22 protein-coding genes are annotated in these 21789 nt (G+C 59.9%); 9 read left to right on the top strand and 13 right to left on the bottom strand.

All coding sequences use genetic code 11. The features are described 5' to 3' along the window. Positions 1 to 665: GntR family transcriptional regulator (locus ABYA88_RS10335; protein WP_373187145.1), on the bottom strand; the 665-nt coding region annotated here is incomplete at its 3' end. A gap of 253 nt (positions 666 to 918) precedes the next feature. Between ABYA88_RS10335 and ABYA88_RS10330 the strand changes: the two genes are divergently transcribed. Genes ABYA88_RS10330 through pabB form a run of 3 tightly spaced genes read left to right on the top strand, consistent with a single transcriptional unit; the run spans position 919 to position 4814 of the window. Next, positions 919 to 2448 carry an inactive transglutaminase family protein gene (locus ABYA88_RS10330; protein WP_373187143.1) on the top strand — a complete coding sequence of 510 codons (1530 nt, stop codon included), beginning with the start codon at positions 919 to 921 and terminating at the stop codon, positions 2446 to 2448. Between the two features lie 9 nt (positions 2449 to 2457). Beyond that, complete coding sequence (locus tag ABYA88_RS10325; RefSeq protein ID WP_373187141.1) at positions 2458 to 3471, top strand: alpha-L-glutamate ligase-like protein; 1014 nt, start codon at positions 2458 to 2460, stop codon at positions 3469 to 3471. Further along, a complete protein-coding gene (gene pabB / locus ABYA88_RS10320) occupies positions 3468 to 4814 on the top strand; it encodes an aminodeoxychorismate synthase component I (RefSeq protein ID WP_373187139.1) in 1347 nt (448 codons plus the stop codon). The genes ABYA88_RS10325 and pabB overlap by 4 nt, the downstream gene beginning before the upstream one ends. Positions 4815 to 5249: 435 nt before the next feature. Here pabB and thrH read toward each other — a convergent pair whose 3' ends face one another. Further along, entirely contained in the window at positions 5250 to 5867 is a 618-nt protein-coding gene (gene thrH / locus ABYA88_RS10315) for a bifunctional phosphoserine phosphatase/homoserine phosphotransferase ThrH (protein WP_373187137.1), read from the bottom strand. A 224-nt stretch (positions 5868 to 6091) separates the two neighbouring features. Between thrH and ABYA88_RS10310 the strand changes: the two genes are divergently transcribed. Beyond that, a complete protein-coding gene (locus ABYA88_RS10310) occupies positions 6092 to 6823 on the top strand; it encodes a phosphoadenylyl-sulfate reductase (RefSeq protein WP_373187135.1) in 732 nt (243 codons plus the stop codon). Positions 6824 to 6844: 21 nt separating this feature from the next. Here the strand turns inward: ABYA88_RS10310 and cysB are convergent, their stop codons facing one another. The 3 genes from cysB to ABYA88_RS10295 all read right to left on the bottom strand — a co-directional run bounded on the left by cysB (position 6845) and on the right by ABYA88_RS10295 (position 9876). Beyond that, the gene (cysB, locus tag ABYA88_RS10305) at positions 6845 to 7819 is read right to left on the bottom strand and encodes an HTH-type transcriptional regulator CysB (RefSeq protein ID WP_373187133.1); all 975 of its coding nucleotides are present in this window, start codon (positions 7817 to 7819) and stop codon (positions 6845 to 6847) included. Between the two features lie 173 nt (positions 7820 to 7992). Beyond that, positions 7993 to 8910, bottom strand: a complete 918-nt coding sequence (locus ABYA88_RS10300) for a 5'-nucleotidase (protein WP_373187131.1) — start codon at positions 8908 to 8910, stop codon at positions 7993 to 7995. Positions 8911 to 8919: 9 nt separating this feature from the next. Then, positions 8920 to 9876 (bottom strand): putative 2-dehydropantoate 2-reductase, encoded by a 957-nt coding sequence (locus tag ABYA88_RS10295; RefSeq protein WP_373187129.1) that lies wholly within the window; start codon positions 9874 to 9876, stop codon positions 8920 to 8922. A gap of 229 nt (positions 9877 to 10105) precedes the next feature. Between ABYA88_RS10295 and ABYA88_RS10290 the strand changes: the two genes are divergently transcribed. Next, positions 10106 to 11188, top strand: coding sequence for a 3-deoxy-7-phosphoheptulonate synthase (locus ABYA88_RS10290; RefSeq protein ID WP_373187127.1), 1083 nt, complete (start codon positions 10106 to 10108; stop codon positions 11186 to 11188). A gap of 134 nt (positions 11189 to 11322) precedes the next feature. Here ABYA88_RS10290 and mog read toward each other — a convergent pair whose 3' ends face one another. The 4 genes from mog to ABYA88_RS10270 form a co-directional block, all read right to left on the bottom strand. After that, positions 11323 to 11856, bottom strand: coding sequence for a molybdopterin adenylyltransferase (mog, locus tag ABYA88_RS10285; RefSeq protein WP_373187125.1), 534 nt, complete (start codon positions 11854 to 11856; stop codon positions 11323 to 11325). An 11-nt stretch (positions 11857 to 11867) separates the two neighbouring features. Beyond that, positions 11868 to 12272, bottom strand: a complete 405-nt coding sequence (locus ABYA88_RS10280) for a ribonucleotide reductase subunit alpha (protein WP_373187123.1) — start codon at positions 12270 to 12272, stop codon at positions 11868 to 11870. A gap of 126 nt (positions 12273 to 12398) precedes the next feature. Further along, positions 12399 to 12683, bottom strand: coding sequence for a GNAT family N-acetyltransferase (locus ABYA88_RS10275; RefSeq protein ID WP_373187121.1), 285 nt, complete (start codon positions 12681 to 12683; stop codon positions 12399 to 12401). An 87-nt stretch (positions 12684 to 12770) separates the two neighbouring features. Next, positions 12771 to 14171 carry a GntP family permease gene (locus ABYA88_RS10270; RefSeq protein WP_373187119.1) on the bottom strand — a complete coding sequence of 467 codons (1401 nt, stop codon included), beginning with the start codon at positions 14169 to 14171 and terminating at the stop codon, positions 12771 to 12773. A gap of 213 nt (positions 14172 to 14384) precedes the next feature. Here ABYA88_RS10270 and ABYA88_RS10265 point away from each other — a divergent pair, with 213 nt between their 5' ends. Beyond that, complete coding sequence (locus ABYA88_RS10265; protein WP_373187117.1) at positions 14385 to 14645, top strand: Lpp/OprI family alanine-zipper lipoprotein; 261 nt, start codon at positions 14385 to 14387, stop codon at positions 14643 to 14645. 94 nt (positions 14646 to 14739) lie between these two features. On the opposite strand, the gene ABYA88_RS10260 is transcribed toward ABYA88_RS10265, so the two are convergent. The 3 genes from ABYA88_RS10260 to ABYA88_RS10250 are packed head-to-tail and all read right to left on the bottom strand — an operon-like array spanning position 14740 to position 16744. Further along, complete coding sequence (locus ABYA88_RS10260) at positions 14740 to 15723, bottom strand: L,D-transpeptidase family protein (RefSeq protein WP_373187115.1); 984 nt, start codon at positions 15721 to 15723, stop codon at positions 14740 to 14742. Position 15724: 1 nt separating this feature from the next. Then, positions 15725 to 16081: a hypothetical protein gene (locus ABYA88_RS10255; protein WP_373187113.1), complete on the bottom strand. Its 357-nt coding sequence runs from the start codon at positions 16079 to 16081 to the stop codon at positions 15725 to 15727. A 30-nt stretch (positions 16082 to 16111) separates the two neighbouring features. Next, entirely contained in the window at positions 16112 to 16744 is a 633-nt protein-coding gene (locus tag ABYA88_RS10250) for an arylesterase (RefSeq protein ID WP_373187111.1), read from the bottom strand. A 15-nt stretch (positions 16745 to 16759) separates the two neighbouring features. Here ABYA88_RS10250 and ABYA88_RS10245 point away from each other — a divergent pair, with 15 nt between their 5' ends. Together ABYA88_RS10245 and ABYA88_RS10240 are read left to right on the top strand one after the other, a co-directional pair. Further along, positions 16760 to 17440 carry an ABC transporter ATP-binding protein gene (locus ABYA88_RS10245; protein WP_373187109.1) on the top strand — a complete coding sequence of 227 codons (681 nt, stop codon included), beginning with the start codon at positions 16760 to 16762 and terminating at the stop codon, positions 17438 to 17440. After that, a complete protein-coding gene (locus ABYA88_RS10240) occupies positions 17437 to 19938 on the top strand; it encodes an ABC transporter permease (protein ID WP_373187107.1) in 2502 nt (833 codons plus the stop codon). The genes ABYA88_RS10245 and ABYA88_RS10240 overlap by 4 nt, the downstream gene beginning before the upstream one ends. A gap of 49 nt (positions 19939 to 19987) precedes the next feature. Here ABYA88_RS10240 and greB read toward each other — a convergent pair whose 3' ends face one another. Next, positions 19988 to 20461, bottom strand: a complete 474-nt coding sequence (greB, locus tag ABYA88_RS10235; RefSeq protein WP_373187106.1) for a transcription elongation factor GreB — start codon at positions 20459 to 20461, stop codon at positions 19988 to 19990. 517 nt (positions 20462 to 20978) lie between these two features. Here greB and ABYA88_RS10230 point away from each other — a divergent pair. Continuing rightward, positions 20979 to 21789, top strand: an 811-nt coding sequence (locus tag ABYA88_RS10230; RefSeq protein WP_373187104.1) for an FAD-dependent oxidoreductase, incomplete at its 3' end; no start/stop codon positions are given.

Below are 21789 nucleotides of genomic sequence, written 5' to 3'. Positions count from 1 at the left end.
TGCATGCGGCGCTCGATATTGCGGCGTGAGGCGCTGATATGACGGCGCATCAGCATTTCCGCGAGTTCGCCATCGCGATCGGCGATGGCTTCGATGATTCGGTGGTGTTCGGCGAACGCCTGCTGGGGACGTTTCGGCGTTGAGGAGTAGCGGTAACGGTACATGCGTACCAGATGATAGAGATCACCCAGCAGCATATCGCTGAGAGCTTTGTTCTTGCTCCCGCGAATAATCACATAGTGCAGGTCCAGATCCCCTTCCTGCTGATAGTAGGACTCGTTGGCCTGAAGCCCGCTGTGCTTTTCATGGGTTGCCAGCACCTCGCGCAGCGTCGCGATCTCGTTTTCACTCATGTGCTCGGCTGCCAGACGGCATGCCATGCCCTCTAGGGCTTCACGCACATGATAAAGCTCGAGCAGCTCTTCATAGCTGAGAGAGACCACGCGCACCCCGGCATGGGGGATTCTGACCACCAGGCGGCGGCCCTCCAGACGGCGTATCGCCTCGCGCAGCGGCCCGCGGCCAATGCCAAAAGTTGTGGAGAGATACTGCTCGCTGATCCGCGTCCCGGGGGGAATCTCACCCTTGACGATAGCAGTCTGGATGCGCTGAAAGGCGCCATCGGACAGCGTCAATGCGGGTGACTCGATATTAATCTCCACCATCACAGCAACCTTGTAGACAATAGTTTGCCAGAAACACAATATTAGGCAAATTCTGCGCTCCACAACACGTTATTGTCAACAATCCATCCAGGAATCGCTGGAACATATTGCTCCAAGGGCGCTCCGGCTCTGTCTCGGACATGACACTGTGCCTACTACGAGCCAGCGGCTGGTCATGCTAAGATGCCATTCGTCGGCCGCGCCCTGCCCAATAAAAAACGCGCCACGCCCCAATTCTGCCGCTGAGAACACTATGCAATCGATCAATACGCATCTGAAAATCCTGATCGCCATCCTGCTCTGTCTGGGTGTCGCCATTACCGGCTATCAGATCTATGTCATGGAAATCCCGCTGACAGAGGATGAGACAGACGACATCTGGAGTCTCGATGCGAAGCTCGAATTCGAGGCGGCACAAGGGGTACCGGTCAAGGCGCAGATGTTCATACCGCCGCTCGCCCAGGACTATGTCAGCCTAAATGAAAGCTTCATTTCCAATAACTATGGGGTGAGCATCAACCAGCAGAACGGCAACCGCAGGGTAACCTGGTCTGCGCGCCGGGCTACCGGCACCCAGGCCCTGTATTACCGCCTGGTGCTCACCCAGCGCTACAGCAGTGAACCACCGGCGGCAGTAATGCCGCCCCTGCGAGACCCGATAGCCCTCGAGGGCGCCGAACAGGTCGCGGTCAACGCTTTGATCAGCCCGATCCGCCAGCACTCTGCAGATATCGAGACGTTCATCAGCGAAGCCATCAGCCGCGTCAACGACATCACTGATGACAACGTCAAGCTGCTGTTGGGCGGCGATACCTCGCCGATAGCCAAAGCGCGGGTCATTGACGTACTGCTCGCCCAGGCGCGCATTCCGCTGGAGCTGGTGCACACCATCCGCCTGGAAAATCTGACCAACCAGGAGCCTGAGCTCTGGCTGCGCAGCCATAACGGCGAGCGCTGGCTCTATTTCCACCCGGAAACCGGGCAGCAGGGCATACCCGAAAACCGCCTGGTCTGGTGGACCGGAAGCGAACCGCTGTTCGATATCGACGGCGGCCGCCGGGGACAACTGACCCTGACGGTTACCAATAGCGAAATGAACGCGTTGCGTCTGGCCGAGATGACTGCCGATAATGGTTCTTCGCAACTGCTCGAATATTCCCTCTATGGCCTGCCGCTGCATGCCCAGCAGGTGTATCGGGTCATGATCATGATTCCGATCGGCGTGCTGGTCATCCTGCTGCTGCGCAATATCATCGGCATCCAGACACTGGGTACGTTCACCCCCGTACTGATCTCGCTGGCATTCCGTGAGACCCAGGTTGGCTGGGGCATCGTGCTGTTTACCCTTATTACCGCGTTGGGTCTGTCCCTGCGTTCCTATCTTGAGCACCTCAAACTGCAGATGCTGCCTCGCCTGTCGATTGTATTGACCTTCGTGGTGATCATCATCGCGATCATCAGCCTGTTCAGCCACAAGCTGGGAATCGAGCGCGCACTGTCCGTGTCGCTGTTCCCGATGGTGATTCTGACGATGACCATCGAGCGTCTCTCGATCAATTGGGAAGAGCGTGGCGGCGGACATTCCTTCAAGGTCGCCCTGGGAACCCTGGTCGCGGCAACGCTCGCGCACCTGCTGATGACGATTCCAGAGCTGGCGTACTTCTTCTTCACCTTCCCGGCCACGCTGCTGATTCTGGTCGCGTTCATGCTCGCCATGGGCCGCTACCGCGGTTACCGCTTGACCGAACTGATGCGCTTCAAGGCGCTGACCAAACAGGGCTGAGGAAAAACCATGTTCTTCTGGAATACCTGGAAAACGCTCAAGGCGAATGGCGTCATGGGCATCAACCGTCGCAACGCCGACTACGTGCTCAAGTACAACAAGCGCCATCTGTATCCGGTGGTCGACGACAAGATCCTGACCAAGGAGCGCGCGGTCGCAGTCGGCATCAACGTACCCAAGATGTATGGTGTCATCGAGACCGAGAAGGACATCGACCGCTTCGACGAGATCATCAAGGATCATCGCGACTTCGTCATCAAGCCGGCCCAGGGGGCCGGTGGCGATGGCATTATCGTGATTGCCGATCGGTTCGAGGGAATGTTCAAGTCGGTTTCCGGCAAGATCATCAGCCGCGATGACATCGGACACCACATTTCCAGCATCCTGTCCGGCCTGTATTCGCTCGGGGGCCATCGCGACCGCGTGCTGATCGAATACCGCGTGACGCCGGACCCGCTGTTCAAGGGCATCAGCTATGAGGGCGTCCCTGATATCCGCATCATCCTGTTGATGGGCTACCCGGTCATGGGCATGCTACGTCTGCCCACACGGCAGTCAGGCGGCAAGGCCAACCTGCACCAGGGCGCGATCGGCGTAGGCGTTGACCTGGCAACCGGCCTGACCCTCAAGGGTACCTGGCTGAACAACAAGATCAGCAAGCATCCGGACACCACCAATCCGGTCGACGGCGTTCAGCTGCCCGACTGGGACGGCTTCATGAATCTCGCCGCGTCCTGCTACGAGCTATCGGGGCTGGGCTATATCGGTGTCGACCTGGTACTGGATGAGGAAAAGGGACCGCTGATTCTCGAGCTCAATGCGCGTCCGGGACTGAACATTCAAATCGCCAACGATGCCGGCCTGACATACCGCTGCCATATGGTGGAACGCCACCTGGCAGCGCTAAAGAAAACCGGTCGCACGGAAACTGTTGCTGAACGCGTAGCCTATGCACAGCGGCATTTCGGTCCACCGGCATCGATCGCGCCAAAAACCGACAAGGAGTCTGGCGCCTCGGCATGACCGCTCCGGACACCGGCTGTTATCAGCTGACCGAACTGCCGTATCAGGCCGATCCGGTGCCGCGGCTGGCCACGTTACGAGCGCTGGGCCAGCCGGTCTTGCTGGATTCGGCAGCCGGCATCCAACGCTTTGCCCGTTACAGTATTCTTTCCGCCGGCCCGCGCACTACGGTGTCGCCGCTGGCAAACGAGACGGGCGAAGCCACCCTCGCCCGCTTGCGTGTAGCGCTGAATACTCTTCCCCCTGCAACGTGGCCAGACGGCGAACAGCTACCTTTTGGTGCCGGGGCGCTGGGCTATGTCAGTTATGACTTCGGCCGTCTGCTCGAGTCGCTGCCGAACCTGGCCGTCGCCGACATTCGGCTGCCCGCGCTGCAGATGGGTATTTATGCCTGGAGCGTGGTCAGCGATCACTCTGAGCGGCGCTGCTGGCTGGTTTGCCATCCAGCCATTCTTCCGGCAGAACGTGAGCAGATACTGGAATTGCTGAACGGCAGTCCGGCCGAACCCGGTGCTTTCCGCCTTGAGGCACCGTTTCAGCCAGAGCAAGCCAGTGACGACTATCAGCGTTCGTTCAGGCGCATAAAAGATTACATCCATGCCGGCGACTGCTATCAGATCAATCTGGCGCAGCGTTTTCGCGCCAGCTGTCGTGGCGACCCGCTACAGGCCTACAGGCGCCTGCGTACCGCATGCCCGGTACCTTTTGCTGCCTACATCGAGCACAAGGAGCACAGCCTGCTGTGCCTCTCTCCGGAGCGCTTCCTCAGCGTCACCGACGGCGCAGTGGAAACCCGGCCCATCAAGGGCACCCGCGCCCGCGGCCGCACAGCAGAAGAAGACGCCGTACTCGCGCAGCAATTGCAGGAGTGCGTGAAGGACCGGGCGGAGAATCTGATGATTGTCGATCTGCTGCGCAACGATCTTAGCCGCACGTGCGCCCTGGGGAGCGTCAGCGTACCCGAGCTGTTCAAGCTGGAAAGCTATCCGAACGTGCACCATCTGGTCAGTAGCGTGACCGGCACGCTGGACCAGAGGCGTGATGCACTGGACCTGCTTGCGGCGTCATTTCCTGGCGGCTCAATCACTGGCGCACCCAAGATCCGCGCGATGCAGATCATCGAGGAACTGGAACCGGTCAGACGCAGCCTGTATTGCGGCAGCATCGGCTACATCGGGTGCGAGGGTCAGATGGATCTGAACATCGCCATCCGCAGCCTGGTCCATCAGGATGACCGGCTGTATTGCTGGGGTGGCGGGGGAATCGTCGCTGACTCGGAGGGCGAGGCCGAGTACCAGGAAACCCTGACCAAGGTCAGGGTGCTGATGGAGACGTTGGAATAGAAGGGATCCTGTCGTGCCGGTGCACACTAGCCCGGACTGTTAAGCATGGCTCGCACCCAAACGCTCAACATCGTAAGGCATAGTTCGAAGCATACGAGCTCCCAGCCAGCCGAGGCTGCGAAAGACGCCGTGAATCCATCCATGGAGGCTTGTCAGAAACGTCCCTGTTTCAGACACTTTCGCCACCCCGCACCCCGCCTGGCTGGGCGCTTAACCGGCAACGGTGGGATACGTAGTTTGCTGTCCATGGTCAAAAGCAGAACCTGTGCGCTCTAACCACCCGTCATCCCTGCAGCTAAAACCCGTCATTCCCGCCGCTATTACCCCGTCATTCCCGCAGCTATAACCCAATCATTCCCGCAGCTATAACCCGTCATTCCCGCGAAGGCGGGAATCCATTTTGACTTTCGCACAGAACCAGACAAAACCGACCAATCAAAGACCCAGCGGTCGATTCGACGCCTTGATGAATTCTTTCTTCAGTTCTTCAAAAGTATGCACGGCAGGAAACTGCGGAAATTCGGCAATAACATTATCCGGCGCGTGAAAAAGAATGCCGGCGTGCGCTTCGGAGAGCATGGTGGTGTCGTTGTAGGAATCACCAGCGGCGATTACCCGGTAGTAGAGGCTCTTGAACGCCAGCACCGACTGGCGCTTGGGGTCCTTCTGGCGCAGCTGGTAGTCCACCACGCGATCGTTCTGATCGGTAATCAGGCGATGGCAGAGTAAGGTTGGGAAGCCCAACTGACGCATCAGTGGCTGGGAAAACTCGTAGAAGGTGTCCGAGAGAATCACCACCTGGAAACGTTCGCGCAGCCAGTTGACGAATTCAGGGGCCCCATCCAGCGGCTTCAGCGTGCCTATCACTTCCTGGATATCACCCAGCTTGAGACCATGCTCATCGAGAATCCGCAAACGCTGCTTCATCAATACATCGTAGTCCGGGATGTCCCGTGTGGTCGCGCGCAATTCGGCGATACCGGTTTTTTCGGCAAAGGCAATCCAGATTTCCGGAACCAGAACACCTTCGAGGTCTAGGCAGGCGATTTCCACAGGTCACTCCGTGTCGGCAAGAAGAAAAGGGGCAGTCAAGTTGGCGCAACAATCTACCTTTTGTCCCTGTCCTGTGCAATGGCAGCGACCCGCTCCACCCGGTTTTGATAGCTTAATGGCATTAAACTATAACTAAATAAAAGAGGATGGACTAAAGCTGCTTTGCTAGACTTCCCGCCATAACGGCCGCCTGCCACGACAGGCGCCCAGCCCCGGAGAGCCTGATGCCCCAAACACCTTTCGATGTAGAAAAACTGGCCGCGGAATACGCCGGCAAATCACCCCAGCAGATACTCCAGCTGGCATACGACAATTTTGACGACCTCTGGCTGTCATTCAGCGGCGCAGACGATATTGTCGTATTGGACATGGCCTGGAAGATTAATCCCGACGTCCGCGTTTTCACGCTGGATACCGGTCGCCTGCATCCGGAGACCTATCGCTTTCTCGAGCAGGTACGCAAGCATTACGGTATTCAGATCGAAGTGCTCTCACCCGATCACCAGGCTCTGGAAGCCTATGTAAAGGAAAAGGGGCTGTTCGACTTCTACGAAAGCGGCCATGGCGAGTGCTGCGGCATCCGCAAGATTGCGCCGCTGCGCCGCAAGCTGTCCGGCGTCGAGGCCTGGATCACCGGCCAGCGCAAGGACCAGAGCCCGACGCGCACCAACGTACCGGTAGTGGAAGTGGACGGTGGCTTCAGTACACCCGAGCGCTCACTGATCAAGTTCAATCCGCTGGCCAATTACACCAGCGAGGATGTATGGAATTACATCCGCATGCTGGAGATACCCTACAACAGCTTGCATGAACGCGGTTTTGTCAGCATTGGCTGCGAACCCTGCACCCGGCCGGTACTGCCCAACCAGCATGAGCGCGAAGGCCGCTGGTGGTGGGAGGAAGCCACGCAGAAGGAATGCGGCTTGCACGGCGGGAATCTGATAGCGAAAGGGTAAGCCCGAGCTGGAAGCTCCCTTTCAATGCTCCGGCAACTCCACGTCCGCAAACAGCTCGTCGAGCTCGGGCTTGCTGTGACACAGCAACGCCTGGTCGACCCGCTCGCGGGTCAGATGCGGGGCGAAGGCTTCGACAAAGGCGTACATGAAACCGCGCAGAAAAGTACCGCGGCGAAAGCCGATCTTGGTCACGCTGGCTTCGAACAGGTGACCCGCATCAAGCATCACTAGATCGTCATCAACCTGCGGATCCACCGCCATCTTCGCCACAATACCCACCCCCAGCCCGAGCCGGACGTAGGTCTTTAGTACGTCAGCATCGGCTGCGGTGAATACTACTTTCGGGCTCAGTCCGCGGTTACTGAAAGCTTCGTCGAGCTTGGACCTGCCGGTAAAGCCGAACACGTAGGTCACCAACGGGTACTCGGCCAGCGCCTCCAGCGTCAGCGGCCCTACTCTGGTCAGCGGATGCCCCTTGGGCACGATCACACAGCGGTTCCACCGATAACACGGCATCATCACCATGTCGGAGAACAGCTCCAGCGCCTCGGTGGCAATGGCGAAATCGGCGGTGCCGTTCACGGTCATTTCGCAGATCTGTATTGGCGTGCCCTGGTGCATGTGCAGGGACACGTCCGGGTAGCGCTGGATAAAACGGCTGATAATCGGCGGCAACGCGTAACGCGCCTGCGTGTGGGTGGTGGCTATCGTCAGGTTGCCCTTGCGATCGTCACTGAACTCCTGGGCGATCTGCTTGATGCTGTCCACCTTGCGCAGGATCTCGCCGGCGGTCTGGATGATCCGCTCACCTGCCGGAGTAATGCGCGTGAGATGCTTGCCACTGCGTGAGAATACCTCCACGCCGAGCTCGTCTTCCAGGAGCCTGATCTGTTTGCTGATACCCGGCTGCGAGGTATAGAGGCTTTGCGCCGTCGCGGATACGTTCAAATCGTGATGTGCCACTTCCCATATGTAGCGAAGTTGCTGCAGCTTCATCGGTGCATTCCCCTGTCATATCCGCCCGCGACCGGCACGGTGATCTTTTCCGCGCCGGACACCCCAGCCCGTTGAACCCTGCGCCATATAACCATAGTAGCCTGTTATCGCGTCAGGTTAGACCATTCAATATGAAAAAAGCGCAGCGGTTTGCAAAAAAATGACAGCCGGGGCTATACCCCCGCTTTGGGCACGCGGTTACTGACACCATGGGGCACATGGCCGGTCGGTACCACCCCGACAGCGCTCAGGCAGTGCCCCTCCTGGTCGTCGAAAAACAGGTCGGCGCCAAAGGCGCGCAGAAATTCGGACTTGTCCAGACCACCGAGAAAGAGCGACTCGTCCAGGCGAACATCCCATTCGCGCAGGGTGCGGATCACCCGCTCGTGCGCCGGAGCGCTCCGAGCGGTAAACAGGGCAGTACGAATGGGGCAGTCACTGTTGGCGAATTCACGCTGGATACGGCTGAGAGCCGCAAGAAACCCCTTGAACGGTCCTCCTCCCAGTGCCTGGCGCGCAGCGGCCTGCTCGCTAGCCTGGAACGCCTCGAGGCCGTCGCGCTGGAAGATCTGTTCCGACTCATCGGAGAACAACACCGCATCCCCGTCAAAGGCGATACGCAGCTCGTCCCGTTCCTCGCGGCGATGCTTGGACGGCAGGATCGTGGCCGCTGCAAAACCCGCTTCCAGCGTGCTGCGAACGTCTTCGGCATGCGTGGATAGAAACAGCTGACTGCCGAAAGCCGGTATATAGGCGAAGGGACTCCGGCCGCCAGCGAAGGCGGCGCGGGTAATGCTCAGTCCGTAATGCTGGATGGAGTTGAAGATCCGCAGGCCGGTATCCGCGCTGTTACGCGAGAGCAGCACCACCTCCACACGACTGTCGCCCGCAAGGAGTGTGTTGATATGCAGCAGTTTCTGCACCAGCACAAAGGCCTCGCCCCGCTCCAGCGGTATATCTTCGCGGTCGATCTGGTATTGCCGGTACGCCTCCAGGCCCTCCCGCTCGAAGACCTGATGACTGTCATCGAGATCGAAGAGTGCCCGTGAGGATATTGCGATCACCAGCTTTTCACCCAGTTTGACCGGCATGTCCTGCCCCTATTGGTTTTGCGTGTAGCTATCCTGCACGAACTGCAGCATGTTCAACAAGGCTGCGGTTCTGGGCATGCTGTAGCCGGCCTCGGAGCCCAGACGCAGAGCTTCGCCGTAGAGACTGTCGAGCTCCATCGGGCGCTTGTGCAGCCAGTCGTGATACATGCTGGGGTAATAGTCGGGCATGTGCCGCGTAGCCTTCAGCAGTTTGGCAGCATAGTCCTCGGGCATGTTGTGGCCACAGGCCTTCGCTGCACCTACCACTTCCTCCATCAGGTCGCCAATCAGTTGGCGGCTGGCGGGGTTCTTCAGCAGTGATTCGGTACCGGCATCCAGCAAAACGGAAACACCATTGAAAGAGGCATTCCACACCAGTTTCTGCCAGCGTGCGGCGTCGATATTGGCCATCTCGCGCGCTTCAATGCCCGCGTCACGGAACATCTGCGCTGCCGCGGCAATGATTGCCGCCGCCTCTTCTTTGCTGGCCGACCCGGAGTGATAACCAAGATCGATCAAGCCATTGGCCTGATGCTTGACCAGGCCGGGGCCCTCGCGGAACAGACACACATAGCAAAGCCCGCCAATCAGGTGGATATGCTCTGGCAGCAGCGGACGTAAATGCTCCTCGTTGTTCAGGCCGTTCTGGAACAGGATGACCTTTGCGCCCTCAGCTGCTGCGGCCGCGATAATCGGCGCCAGGTCTGCGTTACCGGTAGCCTTGGTGCCCACCAACAGCCAGTCGCAGGGCGGCATGTCTGCTACATTCTGATAGGCCTGCACAGGATGGAGCGTCATGCTGCCATGAACCATGCTGTCCACGGTAATACCGCGCTCTTTTACCGCGTCATACTCGCTGCGCAGCAGAAAATGGACGTCATGGCCGGCCCTGGCCAGCATCAAACCGTAGAAGCCACCTATGGCTCCCGTCCCGATAACCCCAATGCGTGGTTTTGCGCTTTGCATGGCGACCTCTCTTATTGGATTCAAGCCCACCATGGTAATGGCGTGACGTAGCGGAAGACAGTCAGCAACGCGACAAAGCGATGCCGAACATGGCAATGGTCGGCGATTGATCCGCTTAATCGCGGCAATATACTCCCATGGGGTAGCCTGTTTCGCTTTCCTTGATTAAGCTGTCGAGCTATTGATAAAGGCAGCCCGATTGGCCGCCTATATGACCGCTGGAAAAGATATGGCCGACTTACCTATTGATGACCTGAACGTAGCCTCCAACGAGGTACTGATTACCCCTGCCCAGCTGAAGGCAAAGATCCCGATGACAGCCGCCTCCGAAGCGACCGTCACACACAGCCGGCAGGTGATCCGCGACATTCTCGACGGCAAGGACCACCGCATTTTCATCGTCATCGGACCCTGCTCGATCCATGACCTGGAAGCGGCCAAGGATTACGCCGGCCGTCTCAAGCAGCTGGCGGAGGAAGTGGGCGACACGCTATATCTGATCATGCGCGTTTATTTCGAGAAGCCGCGCACCACTGTTGGCTGGAAAGGTCTGATCAACGATCCCTACCTGGACGATTCGTTCAAAATAGAAGACGGCCTGCACATCGGTCGTCAGCTGCTCAGCGATCTCACTGCGATGGGCCTGCCGACCGCGACTGAGGCGCTTGATCCGATATCGCCCCAGTACCTGCAGGACCTTATTTCCTGGTCGGCCATTGGCGCGCGCACCACCGAGTCCCAGACGCACCGCGAAATGTCATCCGGTCTGTCTTCGGCAGTGGGTTTCAAGAACGGTACCGACGGCAGCCTTACCGTGGCGATCAATGCACTGCAATCGGTTTCCAGCCCGCACCGTTTCCTGGGCATCAACCAGGATGGCCAGGTGTCGATCGTTACCACAAAGGGTAACCAGTATGGGCATGTGGTACTGCGCGGCGGCAACGGCAAACCCAATTACGACTCGGTCAGCGTCTCGCTGTGCGAGAAGGAACTGGAGAAGGCTGGCATTAACCCCAATATCATGGTCGATTGCAGCCACGCCAATTCCAACAAGGATCCGGGCCTGCAGCCCCTGGTAATGGACAACGTGGCCAACCAGATCATTGAAGGCAACACTTCCATCATCGGGCTGATGGTCGAGAGCCACATTGGCTGGGGCAACCAGTCGATCCCCAAGGATCTCAAGGACCTGCAATACGGCGTTTCCGTCACCGATGCCTGCATCGACTGGGACACCACGGTAGAGAGCGTTCGCAGCATGCATGCCAAGCTCAAGGACGTTCTGCCTGGCCGTGAGCGCAAAACAGACTGATTTGCCCCGGCCTCGCCTAGGGCCGGATTGTCAGAACGCTCAAACGACAATAATCCAGCCGCGACACTGTGCGCGGCTGGCCAAGCGCGAGCCTACTTCCCGATCGTCAATGCGGACGCCCACCTCCGACTGACTCACCCGCCTGGGCGGAACGCCTTGATCACCCCCGGGTTGCACTTGAGGTACGGCCCCTCCATGAGATCAATGCAATAGGGAATCGCCGGAAAAACCGCATCCAGGCACTGGCGAATGGCCCGGGGCTTGCCCGGCAGATTGATGATCAGACTGGTGCCGCGCAAGCCTGCGGTTTGCCGCGACAGTATCGCCGTGGGCACATATTTCAGGGATTCGCTGCGCATCAACTCGCCGAACCCGGGCATCATGCGGTCGCAGACCGCTTCGGTCGCTTCGGGTGTGACGTCCCTTATAGCCGGGCCTGTGCCGCCGGTCGTGATCACCAGACAACACTCCTCGTCATCCACCAGATATTCGAGCATGCGCTCGATCTCCCGCGCTTCATCTGGAACCAGCCGGTAAACCGGCTGCCACTCGCTGGTCAGGTACTCGGTCAGGGTATCGATAATCGCCTTGCCCGAGAGGTCCTGGTAAACGCCAGCGCTGGCGCGGTCACTTACCGTAAGAATGCCAATTCGACTCGTTCTGGTCATGGCCGGGCCCCTCAATACAACTGGATAATCTGACCATCACGACTCAGCGCCAGAAACTGCGCCACCATGCCAGCCTGGATCTGCTCCATCATCATTTTCAGCGGCTGCTCCGCTTCGTCGCTGTTGGGCTGCATTCCTCCGCGGCCGCTCATGGCGGAAACGAAGGCGATATCCCAATGCAGCCCGGTCTGTTCTGATTCAGCCACCAGCACATGGAAATCAGCCACCTCGGCGGGCAACTTGTCGACACACAGCACCGGGGTCAACGCACCGCCCTCGCCCTGCTCGAACTGACTGATCTGTTCGGCGGTGGCGCCGTCAGGCAGCTCGGCTGCTGCGAACACGAAGAGCAGCCGCTGCGGTTCTGGCTGCATATCGGCGGCGCGGATCAGATCTGGGTAGGATTGAATATTCATGCTGGCGGCACCCTGTATCGACTGAGGATACAGCGTAGCAACTACCGCTCACTTGTTTGCGGGGCATTGGGGGAAGGCTTGCTGCCTCTTTCGGGGTACTTCTCCGTTCGGGAATTGCCGGACGGCTCAGGGCTGGCGGGCGCGGAGCTTTTCCTGACGCTGCATGTAGCGTTCAACGTAGGAGCAGGAAGGAATGACCTGGTAGCCGCGCTCGCTGGCATACTGCAGGGCGTGCTCGGTGAGCCTGGCTGCCAGGCCATTGCCACGCAGGGCATTGGGGACGAAGGTGCGGTAGATATCCAGCGTTTTCTTGCCCAGATCCATATACGCCAGGTAGGCACGACTGCCATCGATCGTCACGTAGAACTGCTTGTCGTTCTGGTCATGCTGGATGTTAATTTCACGGTTCATTTCTTTTTCTCTCCGGCAGCAGAAACACCTGCAAACCCTATTGACCCCCGGGCGTGGAGAAAATTCACCACCCGGGGCCAATTCGTTTTATGCGGGTGGATTTACTCCCACCCCGAGGGCCATGAGCAAGGCTATGGATGCCAGACAGGCTATCACTGGTATTGCCACCGTGACCATGAACATATCCTTGTAGGCTTCCCTGTGGGTCAGGCCCATGATCATGAAGGTGGCGATCACCGCACCGCAGTGTGGCAACGAGTCCAGGCCACCCGAGGCTATCGCAGCGATACGGTGAAGGATTTCCGGCTCGATGCCCATCTCCAGGTATTGCGGTGCCAGGGTCTGCATGAATATCTGCAGACCGCCGGAAGAAGATCCAACGATCGCAGATACTACACTGGCGGACGCAAAAACAGACAGCAGTGGTGGCAGGTCCGCACCCAGAATCCACTGGGCGAACTGGCTGAAGCCAGCGGTCTGGGTCACTACGCCACCAAAACCGATTACCGCGGCGGTATTGATCAGCGGCATGATGGAGTCCTCGGCGCCCTGGCCAAAGACCTCAACCGTCTTGCGACGCATGGAGGGAAAGAGCACCACACAGGTCAGAGAACCGAGAATCAGTGCCATGCTTGGCCAGATGATCGGTTGCGCCTGGCTGAACACCAGCAGCGACGCAAAGGTACTCTCGCTCTGCGACCAGTCACCCATCGCGATAATCAGCCGCGGCAACATGATGGTGCCGAGCACAACGGCCATCGGAACCAGCGAGAGCTTCCACGAGGGCACGTTATCCAGATCGCCGGCCAGCTGCTCCATACGGCGGTCCTGGGCGTTCTCCACGAAGCCTTCGCCGTTGGCCTGGGCCAGTCGCCAGCCACGTTCGACATACCACATGCCCAGACCGCCCATGATCAGTGCCGCGAACAGACCGATCCAGCCGCCGGCAAATAGATCGGTACCCAGCGAGCTGGCAGAAATGACGTTATGGATGGATGGCGTGCCGGGCAATGCGGTCATCGTAAAGGTACCCGCGCCCACTGATGTGGCGGCGGCCCAGAGACGCTTGGGCAGGTTGGCTTCACGCATCAGCGTGATACCCAGTGGGTACATGGTAAACACCACGACAAACACCACCACACCGCCGTAGGTCAGCAGCGCGCAGACAATCATGCCGACCAGCAACGTGTGCTTGACGCCAAGGCTGCGCGTGATCGCCAGGGAGATGCTCTTGGCCGCCTGGCTGGTGGCCATGGCCTTGCCGAAAATCGCGCCACAGAGGAACAATAAAAAGAAGCGCCCGGCAAAACTGAATGCACCCAGGGAGCCGGAGGGATAGTACTCGAGCAGCGTACGGGGTATCAGCAAGCCGTTGGTAATGGCAACCACGAGTGCGCAGACCAGTGACGCTATAAAGATGTTGATGCCGCGCATGGCCATGAAGATCAGCAGCGCAAGGCCGGCCAGAAGTCCCAGATTCCCCAGCATAGAAAGCGTCCTTTTTATTATCGATAGGTTCGCGACAAGATACCTTAGCTGCCCGACATTACAACTATCGGGCGCTCGCTTCCATACGCTGAATAATGCGTCTATCCAATGGGTTATGGGCTCGGGTTTCGTTTTTCAGGCTTGCTGCTAGACTGACATTCGCCAGTTGGCAAAATTTTGTTTATCTGTTCCGTTCAGCAAGGGGATATATCTATGAAAAACACACTGAAGTTATCAGCCATTTCGCTCGCCGCACTATTGGCGGTGGGTTGTACTACCAACGAACATCAGCACCAGCAAATGGAGTCGCGCCTGTCGGCCACGGAATCTTCGGTTGCCCGCGCCCAGGCGCGTGCCGACGAAGCCTATCGCATGGCAGAAGAAGCCATGGCAGCCGCACAGCGTGCTGACCGCAAGGCGGAGGAAGCCAACGAGCGCGCCCGTCGCATGCTGGAGCGCGCCAGCCGCAAGTAAGACCCAGTTGCTGGCTCGTACCGATCTGGCCGAACCATTGCGGCTGAACCAGCCGGGGTGTTCGGCCAGGCTGGTTCAACCAGACTGGTTGACTTCACCAGAATACCCTGACGGGCTCTTCTCCCGGCGGCAACTGATCGCTGGACCTGCCAATCAGAACCGGAATTCCCTCCTCCGCGAATACCGCATCGCGTATCGCCTGCCAGTCAAGATGCACATTAGCTGCTACATCACTGTGCTGCTCCAGCAACTGCTGAACAGCTGCCTGGCGATCGAGTGTTGAAGGCATGCCGTGCTCGTCTAGCGGGGTATGCGCCTCCAGATAGAGGTCGCCATTGGCGTCCCGTCCAAGCTTGAACGGCTGATTGACTATACGCACTGGCGTATTGACCGGGATTTGCGGAAACAGACTGGTGATGTCCTCGTTGCGCATGCGGAAACAACCGTGACTGACCCGCATACCGATGCCGAACTTCCTGTTGGTGCCATGGATCACGTAACCGCTCATGGCCAGATTCATCTTGAACGGCCCCATCGGGTTATCTGGACCCGGCGGCACTACCGCTGGCAGGATGTCCCCCTTTGCGGCGTGCTCCTCGCGGATAGACTGTGGTGGGTACCAGGAGGGGTTGGCCTCCTTGCGCAGCACCCGGGTTTCCCCGATCGGCGAAGACCAGCCCTGACGACCGATACCCACCGGGTAGGTGAGTACCTTGCCGCCCTCCGGGGGATAGTAGTAAAGCCGGTATTCCGGCAGATTGATGACGATTCCACTGCGCGGCGCATCAGGCAGCACATGCAGACCCGGCATCCGTATCTCTTCACCTTCACCAGGCAACCAGGGATCCAGAGTCGGGTTGGCGGCGATCATCTCCAGATAGCCGAAGCCGTGTTCGCCGCCCAACTGCGCGAAGGTATCCTCGTAGCTGGCGGTCACTGTATAGACCTCGCCAACCAGCTCCTGACCTTCGCCCTGAAGGGGGTACTCGAACGCAGCCAGAGGCCAGGCCAGGAATGCCAGCAAGACAATCAGGCCACGACCGCAGGTGCGGCCGGACAGGTGTTTGGCACTATGCATATCAGTCCCCTTGAACAACGCCCAGATCTATCTGGCGGCATCCATCAGCTGTTTCGCCTGCAGCCAGGCTAGCGGAGCGCCCGGCACTCGCCCGTTGTCGAGGCGCGGTTGCGGCGATACGTTGCGACTGCGCGTGGGATACACATTCCGGACACAACTGCGGCAGGATGGAGCCCAGCAGCTCGGTGAATACCGGTCGTGCCGGCAGCAGGTCACCACAAAGGGTGCGCTCTACCGGTACATCCAGGCGCAGATTTATGTCTACCAGATGAGTGTGCCACGGTTTGCCGACAAACAGGTCATGCTGATCGTCATGCTCGACCACACACCAGCGCCTGGCCATCCAGTTTGCTCTCACAGCCGTTCTCCTGCAGTAAAACCGGACCGGTCAGCGTGACTCACGGGCATCCAGCCAGGCATCAATCGCCGGCCACGCATTGTCGAGTATCAGAGGCTGCGACTTCGCCGCGGGATGTATACCGTCAGCTTGCATCAGGCTCCGGTCCGCCTCACCGGCAATACCTGCGAGCAGGAATGGCACCAGCGGCACCTGATGCTCCTCGCTCACATCGATGAATACCTGCGCAAAGGCCTCGGTGAAACGGGGGCCGTAATTGGGCGGCAATTGCATGCCCAACAGCAGCACGTCTGCTCCGGCCTCCTGTGCCCTTTCGACCATCTGCGAAAGATTCTGTTGCATATTAGCCGGCCGCATTCCGCGCAGCCCGTCATTACCGCCCAATTCTATTACCACCAGGTCCGGCTGATGACGCTCCAGCAGGCGTGGCAGGCGAGCCACCCCTCCGGCGGTGGTGTCACCGCTGACCGAGGCATTGACCACCGGAACCGACTCGCCTTTGGCCTCCAGACGCTCCTCCAGCAACCGCACCCAGCCTTCGCTGATTTCCAGACCCAAAGCGGCGCTGATACTATCTCCGACAATCAATATCCCCTCTGCGCTTGCTGGCCATGCCAGGACGCTCAGAAGCGCGATTGCCAGATACTTTTTCAAGACCCTCATCAAAAGGCAGATTCCATGTCAGACAGCGTGATCGTTGCCCGCCACCTTAGCAAAGTCGTCCGCAGCCCGGAAGCAACATTGACCATCCTCGATGACGTCAGCCTGCAGATCGAGCGGGCCAGTAGCGTGGCCATTGTCGGCGCATCCGGGTCGGGCAAGTCGACCCTGCTGAGTCTGCTTGCGGGCCTGGACCTGCCGAGCAGTGGCGAGGTGCAGCTGGCCGGAAAGATACTCAACGACCTGGACGAGGACCAGCGCGCTGAACTGCGCGCAGACCACGTCGGATTCGTGTTCCAGTCGTTCCAGCTGCTCGACAGTCTCAGTGCTCTGGAAAATGTCATGCTGCCGCTGGAACTGCATGGCCGCAGCGACGCACGCCAGCGCGCTGCTGATCTGCTCGAACGGGTCGGACTTGCCGCGCGACTCACTCACTACCCGCGGCAGCTCTCGGGGGGCGAACAGCAACGGGTCGCAATTGCCCGGGCCTTTGCCAGCGAGCCGGATATCCTGTTTGCCGACGAACCGACCGGCAACCTGGACGCAGTCACCGGTCAACACATCACCGACCTGCTGTTCGAGCTTAATCGCGAACAGCACACCACTCTGGTTATGGTCACCCACGACCAACGCCTCGCCGGACGCTGCCAGAGTGCCCTGCAACTGGAAGCCGGGCGTCTGCTGGAGCCGGTCCGATGAAAACCGGCACCTGGTCGCTGGCGAGCCGCCTGCTCGCCCGCGAATGGCGCGCAGGAGAATTGCGCGTGCTGTTCATGGCACTGATCATCGCGGTCCTGGTCAGCACGGCCATCAGTTTCTTTACCGACCGACTGCAGCGCGGCATGGTCAACCGCGCCGCCGAGTTTCTCGGTGCTGACATGGTGGTGTCCTCGCGCGCGCCCTTGCCTGACGACTACCTGACAAGAGCGAAGGAGGAAGGTCTCTCGCATGTCGACATTGTCGATTTCAACAGCGTGATGACCAGCGACGTCGAAATGCAGCTGTCCAGCATAAAGGCAGTGGGCTCCGGCTATCCACTCAGGGGCCAGATGCGCATCGCCGATCGTATGTTTGGCAGTGAACGGGTTGCCCAGGGCGTGCCGATGCCAGGCGAGGTGTGGATCGAACCCCGCCTGGCCGCCCAACTCGTCCTCAAGATAGGTGATCAACTGGATGTCGGCCTCGCCAGTATGACCATTACCGCCATGCTGACCTATGAGCCTGACCGTGCAGGCGACTTCTACAGCCTGACACCCCGCGTATTGATGAACCTTGCCGACATTGAGGAAACCGGGGTGGTGCAACCGGGCAGCCGCGTGCGCTACCGCCTGCTCCTCAGCGGCCCGGAGGGTGCGCTGCAGGATTACGCCGGTTGGCTGCGCCCGCGACTGGAGAGCAACCAGCGGTTGACCACCGTGGCGGATGACAACCAGCAGATTGGCAGCGCACTGGACCGTGCTGCGCAGTTTCTGGGGCTGGCAAGTATTGCCGCAGTGGTATTGGCAGGCGTAGCTGTCGCACTGTCGGCGAGTCGCTTCGCCACCCGGCACTTCGACACCAGCGCATTGCTGCGCTGCCTCGGCGCCAGCCGCAGGCGGGTGATGTCGATTTTCCTGATTCAACTGGCGTGTCTGGGCCTGCTGGCCACGGTGATCGGGCTGGCACTGGGCTGGGTCATGCAATGGGGGTTGGTGCAGTTGCTGCGCGATCTGTTGCCGCCAAATATGCCGGGCGTCGGCCTCAAGCCGCTGCTGGTGGGTAGTGCGACCGGGCTGATCGCCCTGGCCGGCTTCGCGCTGCCGCCGCTGATCCGTCTGGGCAAGGTAGCGCCCTTGCGGGTGCTGCGCCGAGACCTGGCCCCGTTACCGAGCAGCGGCTGGCTGATATACGGTCTGGCCCTTGCCGGCTTGAGCCTGCTGATGTGGCAGTTCACCGGCAACCTGCGCATCACCCTGGCGGTCGTGTTTGGCGGTGCGCTTGCCGCCCTGTTGCTCGGTCTCGTCGCCTGGACGCTGCTGCGCCTGTCCGGCAACCGCCTGCGTAATGCCGGTCTGGCCTGGCGGTTGGGCAGTGGCCAGCTCCTCAAGCAACCGATTGCCGCCGCCGGACAGATACTGGCGTTCGGTCTGATTCTGATGTCTATGGTCGTGGTGCTGATACTGCGTACCGAACTGCTCGATACCTGGCAACAGCAACTGCCAGAGGATACACCGAACCACTTCGCACTGAATATCATGCCCGACCAGCAGGCGGAGTTTACTGCCACCCTGGACCGGATCGGTGCGGTGAGCGCCCCGCTATACCCGGTAACGCCGGGACGGCTGACGGAGATCAACGGCCAGCCCGTGCGCGAACTGGTGACCAAGGAGAGCCAGGGTGAGCGGGCTGTCAGCCGTGATCTGAGCCTGACCTGGTCAGCCACCATGGCCGCGGACAACCAGCTACTGGCTGGCGAGTGGTGGCCTGATCCGTTGCCCCAGGACGACCCGCTGATATCCATTGAATCGGGTCTGGCCGAGAGTCTGGGGGTGGACCTCGGGGACGTGCTGAGCTTCGTGATTTCCGGTCAGGTACTGGAGGCCCGGGTACTGAATATCCGTGAGGTCGACTGGGACAACTTTACCCCCAACTTCTACATCATCTTTTCACCCGGCAGCCTGGACAGCATGCCCGCAACCCTGCTTACCAGTTTCAGCCTGCCGACCGAGCAACGGGATGATCTGCGCGAACTGGCACGGGCCTTCCCCGCCATGACCCTGCTGGAAGTCGAGGCGCTGCTCAAGCAGATTCGCGACATTCTCGCCCAGGTAACGCTGGCAGTGGAATATGTGATGGTGTTCGTGCTCCTGGCCGGATTCACCGTGCTTTTCGCCGCGTTGCAGTCGACCCTGGACAGCAGGCTTTATGAAGGTGCCTTGCTGCGCACGCTCGGGGCGCGCAGGGCGCTGCTGCGCCAGGCCAATCGTCTGGAGTTCGCGCTGCTGGGTGCCCTTGCCGGCATCATGGCCATCGTCGCCGCGGAGCTGATCACCTGGTTGTTGTACCGTTTCGCCTTGAATCTGGACTGGTCTCCGCATTACCTGCTCTGGCTGCTGGTACCGCTGACCGGCGCCTTGCTGATCGGCATTGCCGGAGCGCTGGGTACCCGGGCCGTGGTGCGCGAGAGCCCGATGCGACTGATCAACCGCGGCGGCTGAGCACCGCCGTGTCGGGGCGGACGGCCGGTACGGACGAACATTAGGGATGCTAGCTGGTGTATTCGATCGCGTTGATCAGCCAGCCCATCTCGCCCTCGGGCGTGATCACTACGGCTTCGTCGCCGACTGACTTGCCCAGCAGTGCGCGGGCCATCGGCGAGTCGATCGAGATATAGTCCCTGCGGCCAAAGATCTCGTCGTAACCCACAATGCGAAAGCGCCGCTGATCGCCCTCGTCGCTCTCGACCTCGACCCAGGCGCCGAAGAACACGCGGCCTTCCTGCTCGGCCCTGTGCTCCACCACCTTGAGGTCCTCGATACGCTTGCGCAGATAGCGCACGCGCCGGTCGATCTCGCGCAGCAGTTTCTTGTTGTACTGATAGTCGGCGTTTTCGCTGCGATCGCCGAGCGAGGCCGCCCAGGTGACCTTGCGCGTGGTATCCGGCCGCTTCTCGCGCCACAGATAGTCCAGCTCCTGCTTCAGGAGCGCGTAGCCTTCTGCCGTTATCAAGCGTGTCGACACTGCCTATTCCCTCTGCCAGAAACCTCTGCTCAACCAGCGCGCAACGCCGGCTTTCGCACCAAAATTCGCACCAAAACAGGGAATGCGCACTCTTTTTGCACCCCGATCGATCGATCAGCAGACGTTGCCATCAGGCATTTCCAGAAGCCGTCGACGCTCACAGCCGGCGCATGCTTGCCTGGTAGCACCCCTCAAGCGCCCATCAAATGGTGCTCTTGCGCGCCCTGCAGCTCTGCCGCGCTGACGCCCCCAGCACCACCCGGGGTGGATGGCACACAACTTGCTTTGATTCCGTTGAAACCTATTACTTCCCGGTCGCGTACGCGGCCGGATAATCCCGGCGGTCAATGGCGACCCTCCCCGGGACGGGTGAACCAGGCAGCGTGGCCGGGTAATCACCCACTGTAAACAACCCATGAATATCAGGCAAAGGCGCCTGGAGCTGATCAGCAGCTTCAGGCGCCTTTTTTTGTTTTGGGTCACTGCCACCGGCAGCGGCTTAGACGGAGGAAAGGCTATGAGCTCTAGCACCCATACGGCCAGCAAGGAGACCCTGGTCATCATCGGCAACGGCATGGTCGGCCATCACTGTGTCGAACAGCTGATCGAACGTGGCGCCCTCACCCGCTTCAGCGTCCATGTATTCGGCGAGGAGCGCCAGCGCGCCTATGACCGTGTGCACCTCTCCGAGTATTTCGGCGGGCGTGATGCCGAGTCACTCGCTCTCAGCGACGCAGACCTCTATGCCACGCCCGGCGTGCAACTGCACCTCGGCGTTCAGGTAGTGGATATCGACCGCTCGCGCAAAGAGGTCATCACCAGCAACGGTCGCCACCCCTACGACCGGCTGATCCTGGCGACCGGCTCCTATCCCTTTGTACCGCCGATAACCGGAGCCGAAGGCAATTCGCGCCTGGTCTACCGCACGCTGGATGATCTGGACGGCATTCGCGAAGCGGCTGCCGGCGCTCGCCGCGGGGTGGTGGTCGGCGGCGGCCTGCTAGGCCTTGAAGCAGCGAACGCGCTCAAATCCCTGGGCCTGGAAGCCCATGTAGTGGAATTCGCGCCGCGCTTGATGCCGGTCCAGCTGGATGACGCCGGCGGCGCTGCATTGCGCGCTCAGATCGAATCGCTGGGTGTCGGCGTGCATCTGGGTTGCGCAACTGAAGAAATTGTTGCGGGCCAGAATTATCGCTATCGCATGAACTTCAAGGGCGGTGAGCATCTGGAAACCGACTTGATTGTGTTCTCTGCCGGCATTCGGCCGCAGGATGCACTGGGCCGCAGCGCCGCTCTTGAGCTGGGCCCACGCGGCGGTATCGCGATCG

Origin of the sequence: Halopseudomonas sp. (genome assembly GCF_041579695.1) — a bacterium.
Taxonomy (GTDB): Bacteria; Pseudomonadota; Gammaproteobacteria; order Pseudomonadales; family Pseudomonadaceae; genus Halopseudomonas.
This window is presented reverse-complemented; position numbering and strand designations above follow the sequence as displayed.